The organism is Streptomyces sp. NPDC059037, assembly GCF_042740015.1.
Lineage (GTDB): Bacteria > Actinomycetota > Actinomycetes > Streptomycetales > Streptomycetaceae > Streptomyces.
Genome location: NZ_JBHYIG010000470.1, coordinates 1 through 3,848 on the forward strand (window position 1 = coordinate 1; position 3,848 = coordinate 3,848).

5 protein-coding genes are annotated in these 3,848 nt (G+C 72.6%); 2 read left to right on the forward strand and 3 right to left on the reverse strand.

The genetic code is table 11. The features are described 5' to 3' along the window. The first annotated feature begins 176 nt into the window (after positions 1-176). Together ACFWY6_RS44675 and ACFWY6_RS44680 are read left to right on the forward strand one after the other, a co-directional pair. On the forward strand, positions 177-1,100 hold the full coding sequence (locus tag ACFWY6_RS44675) for an LLM class F420-dependent oxidoreductase (RefSeq protein WP_361825754.1): 924 nt from the start codon (positions 177-179) through the stop codon (positions 1,098-1,100). Between the two features lie 357 nt (positions 1,101-1,457). Continuing rightward, positions 1,458-1,676: a hypothetical protein gene (locus ACFWY6_RS44680; RefSeq protein ID WP_384703453.1), complete on the forward strand. Its 219-nt coding sequence runs from the start codon at positions 1,458-1,460 to the stop codon at positions 1,674-1,676. Between the two features lie 11 nt (positions 1,677-1,687). On the opposite strand, the gene ACFWY6_RS44685 is transcribed toward ACFWY6_RS44680, so the two are convergent. The 3 genes from ACFWY6_RS44685 to ACFWY6_RS44695 all read right to left on the reverse strand — a co-directional run. Next, complete coding sequence (locus ACFWY6_RS44685) at positions 1,688-2,170, reverse strand: DUF6099 family protein (RefSeq protein ID WP_384703456.1); 483 nt, start codon at positions 2,168-2,170, stop codon at positions 1,688-1,690. 220 nt (positions 2,171-2,390) lie between these two features. Then, complete coding sequence (locus ACFWY6_RS44690) at positions 2,391-2,720, reverse strand: nucleotide pyrophosphohydrolase (RefSeq protein ID WP_384703459.1); 330 nt, start codon at positions 2,718-2,720, stop codon at positions 2,391-2,393. Then, a partial coding sequence (locus ACFWY6_RS44695) for an ATP-binding protein (RefSeq protein WP_384703462.1) occupies positions 2,717-3,848 on the reverse strand: 1,132 nt, incomplete at its 5' end. The genes ACFWY6_RS44690 and ACFWY6_RS44695, both read right to left, overlap by 4 nt.

Below are 3,848 nucleotides of genomic sequence, written 5' to 3' on the forward strand. Positions count from 1 at the left end.
GGGCGGGGCGCGCCCCCGGGGCGCGCCCCCGGGGGGGTGGGTGGGGGGGGCGGGGGGGCGCGCGCCCCCCCCCCACCGCGGGGGGGGGGTGTGCAACTTACCGTGCCGCTGCCGGCGGCGGCAACACGGATGGTCCAAGCCTGAAACCGGATCCCGTATCCGGGCAAGATGGCTGTATGGACCTTCGAATCTTCACCGAACCGCAGCAGGGTGCGACCTACGAGACGCTGCTCCGCGTCGCCAAGGCCACCGAGGACCTCGGCTACAGCGCCTTCTTCCGCTCCGACCACTATCTCGTCATGGGCTCCTCCGACGGTCTGCCAGGCCCCACGGACGCCTGGATCACCCTCGCCGGACTCGCCCGTGAGACCCGGCGGATCCGCCTTGGAACGCTGATGACCGCGGGTACCTTCCGACTGCCCGGGGTCCTCGCGATCCAGGTCGCGCAGGTCGACCAGATGTCGGGCGGCCGCATCGAACTGGGCCTCGGCTCGGGGTGGTACGAGGCGGAGCACACCGCCTACGGAATCCCTTTCCCGAAGGAGAAGTTCGGGCGCCTCGAGGAGCAACTCGCCATTGTGACGGGCCTGTGGGAGACACCGGTCGGCGACCGGTTCTCCTTCGACGGTACGTACTACCAACTCTCCGATTCCCCCGCCCTTCCCAAGCCCGCGCAGTCGAAGGTGCCCGTCCTCATCGGCGGCCACGGCGCCAAGCGGACCCCCGCCCTCGCGGCGCGGTACGCCACTGAGTTCAACATTCCCTTTGCCTCTCTGGCCGATACCGAGCAGCAGTTCAAGCGGGTGCGCGCAGCCGCCGATGAGCACGGCCGCAAGGCCGACGACCTCACTTACTCCAACGCTCTGGTGGCCTGCGTCGGCAAGACGGACGCGGAGGTGAGGCGCCGCGCCGCCGCCATCGGCCGCGAGGTGGAGGACCTGAAGGCGAACGGGCTCGCCGGGTCTCCCGCGGAGGTCGTCGAGAAGATCTCCGCCTACGCGGCCGTCGGCTCGCAGCGGATGTATCTGCAGATCCTCGACCTCGACGACCTGGACCACCTGGAGCTGATCTCCTCGCAGGTCATGCCGCAGCTGGGCTGACCGCAACGGCGCCGAGCGGCCTGCGGGACCACGGACCACGGGACCGCGGGACCGCGTGCTACTCACGGCGTTCCCCGGCGGGTCTGGACCGCACAGGCACAGGCACAGGCACAGGCGCAGGCCCGCTCGAACGCCCGTCAACTCCACCGGTCCCGCCGGTCCTCCCCCGCCCCGGCCGGGTGAAAATCCGTCAACCCGGAATCCGCCCCACGCCCTCCCCAGTGACCCGCCGCCGCCAGTGATCGTTGGCTCGGGCGGAGCCGGACCGCCCGGCACCCGCACCGGCGGTCGCTGCCGGCGCGTCGTCCGCACCAACTGCCCTTCCACACAGGAGGGGCGAGGGCCGAGGAGGCCGTCATGTCCCACGAAGCCGTACCCGAGCAGGAGGCCGCGCGCGAACCGTCCGTGCCCGAGCAGCAGGGCGCACCCAAGGGCCTGCTGCAGCAGATGGAGGAGCTGATGGCAGCGCTCAACGCCGATCTGACCCAGCTCGACGCCGACCTCCAGCAGTCCACGTCGACCGGGACCGTGCCTGGCGGCAACCCACGGGCCGGCGAAGACCCCCGCCCCGTGTGACGCATCCCGGGTCATGACGACCCCGCCGCCGAGTCGGGCTCGGGCAGGCTCTGTACACGCACGGCCAGCCTGCGCAGCATCTCGAGCACCCGGTCCCTCGACTCGTCGGCGGCGTCGATGGCTTCCATGCACTGCCAGTACACCCCCTCGTCGTCCGCACCCATCGCGACGCCGACGAGGGCGATGCCCACCTCGCCGAGCAGCTCATCGAGTCCGCGCAGAACCTGCTGTGCGTCGCCGATGCCCGTCAGCCGCGCCGCCCGTATCCCCTCGCTCCCGAGCGACGGCGCGTCGAGGACGCCGCAGCCCCTGCCGCCGAGCTCGCTCAGGCCGAGCGCCTCACCCCGTAACTCCGGCGGCCCCGCGACCGCGAGCCGGCTGCCGATCGCCTGTGCCAGGGCCTGCGACTGCCACACTTCCGCCACGATGTCCGGCGGTTCCTGGCTCTGCGCCAGGGCGTGCCTGCTCGCCTCGATGAGCCGCATCGCCTCCATACGCACCCCCATCCATCCCGCGCGCACTCACCGCACGTCGCCCGAACTCCCCTGTCCACTACCTAGAGTGACTGTCATCGGAATGAAAAGCCAGAGCAACTCGGAAATCTGTGGACAAGTTATCGACTGTGGACAACGCGTCCACTCCGGAGAGTGACGGATCTAGCCGCGGGCCGGGGCTGGGGACTTGCCGGATCCAGCCGCGCGACGGATCCAGCAACTAGGCGCCTTCCGCGGGAAACCGCTGCTCATTCCGGTCGATCTTCGCATCAAGGGCCGCCAGCGCGTCGATGCCCAACACCTCGCAGAACTGCAGCAGATAGGCGAGCACGTCGGCGACCTCGTCCGTCACCCGGTGCGCCGTGTCCGGGTCGTCCATCACCCGCGCCGACTCGTCGGGCGTCAACCACTGGAAGATCTCGACCAGTTCGGACGCCTCGACGCTGAGCGCGGCGGCCAGGTTCTTGGGCGTATGGAAGGGCTCCCAGTGCCGCGCCGCCGCGAACTGGGCCAGTCTGCGCTGGAGTCCCGCTACATCAAGTTCTGTCACGGCTCCAGGTCTACCACCGAGGCTCCGTCCTTCTCGGCGGCCCACGACGCATCGCTCACCGCCGCCACCAGGCGGATGTGCCCGCGCTCGCAGGTGCGCGCCGCGAGTTCGGCGAGCGCGCGCCGCTGCCGCAGGTCGAGACAGTCGTCGAAGCCGTCGGCGAGCACGGTGAGCGTCTGGTACGCCGACGGCACCTCGGCCACCGGGTCGACCTCGAACACTCCGGGTCCGGTGAGCAGCACCAGGGCGAGCGCCAGATACCTCAACTCGCCGTCCCCGAGCCGTCCGACGGGAGAGCGTAATCCGTCGCCCCGGTCGATCAGCGCGCGCACCGACCCGTCCTCCGTCACCTCCGAGAGGACGTCGGCGACCGGCCCCGCGCACCCGGCACGCACCACCTCCACCAGCCGCGCATGCCGGTTCCCGCACTCCTCGCGCGTACGCAGGAGCACCTCGGCGAGGTTGTCGCAGCTGCTCAACAGGCGCCCCGCGCCGACGAGTCCGGGCGGCACCGGCAGCCGCATGAGGCGCGGCGCGGGCGTGCACGGGAAGACCGAACGCAGCGCGACCACCACCTGCTCGGCCGCCGCGAGCACCAGGCGCTGCCCGTCCGTCTTGCCCGCCACCCGCAGCGGGAGCAGCGCGGTGCCAAGGCGGTCGTCCGGCAGCGGGCCGCGGGTGACCGGCGAGAGGCCCGCCGTGTGCCAGGCCGCCTGCACCGCGCGCCGCCCCGGATCGCGCAGCGCCGTCTCCAGCAGGGTGAGCCCGCCGCGGGTCAGCCGCTCGCCGACGACCCGCAGTTCGGGTTCGGCCTGTACGGCGAGGTCGAGCCGCACCGCCCCGACGGGCCCCTCGACCGTGCAGCCGATGCGGAAGCCCCGCCGCCGCTGGCCGTCGGCGCGCGCCCGGTCGGGCACACAGGCCACCGGGTCGGCGAAGACTTCGGTGAGTTCGTCCCCCGCGGCGAGCCTCGCGAGGGCCTCGTACGCGGCGAGCGCGGTGGACTTCCCGCTGCCGCGGGGGCCCGGCCCCGAACCCCGCCGGGCGCCGCGGCCCCCCGCGCCCCCCGGCGGGGGCGCGGGGGGGGGACCGGGGGGGGGGGGCGCCCGACAGGGCGGGGCCCCCCCG

What these genes read in the sequence shown, in the direction of transcription:
- ACFWY6_RS44680 (WP_384703453.1), top strand. Translation starts at nt 1,458, where the DNA reads ATGTCCCACGAAGCCGTACCCGAGCAGGAGGCCGCGCGCGAACCGTCC.
- ACFWY6_RS44675 (WP_361825754.1), top strand. Translation starts at nt 177, where the DNA reads ATGGACCTTCGAATCTTCACCGAACCGCAGCAGGGTGCGACCTACGAG.
- ACFWY6_RS44685 (WP_384703456.1), bottom strand. Translation starts at nt 2,170, where the DNA reads ATGGAGGCGATGCGGCTCATCGAGGCGAGCAGGCACGCCCTGGCGCAG.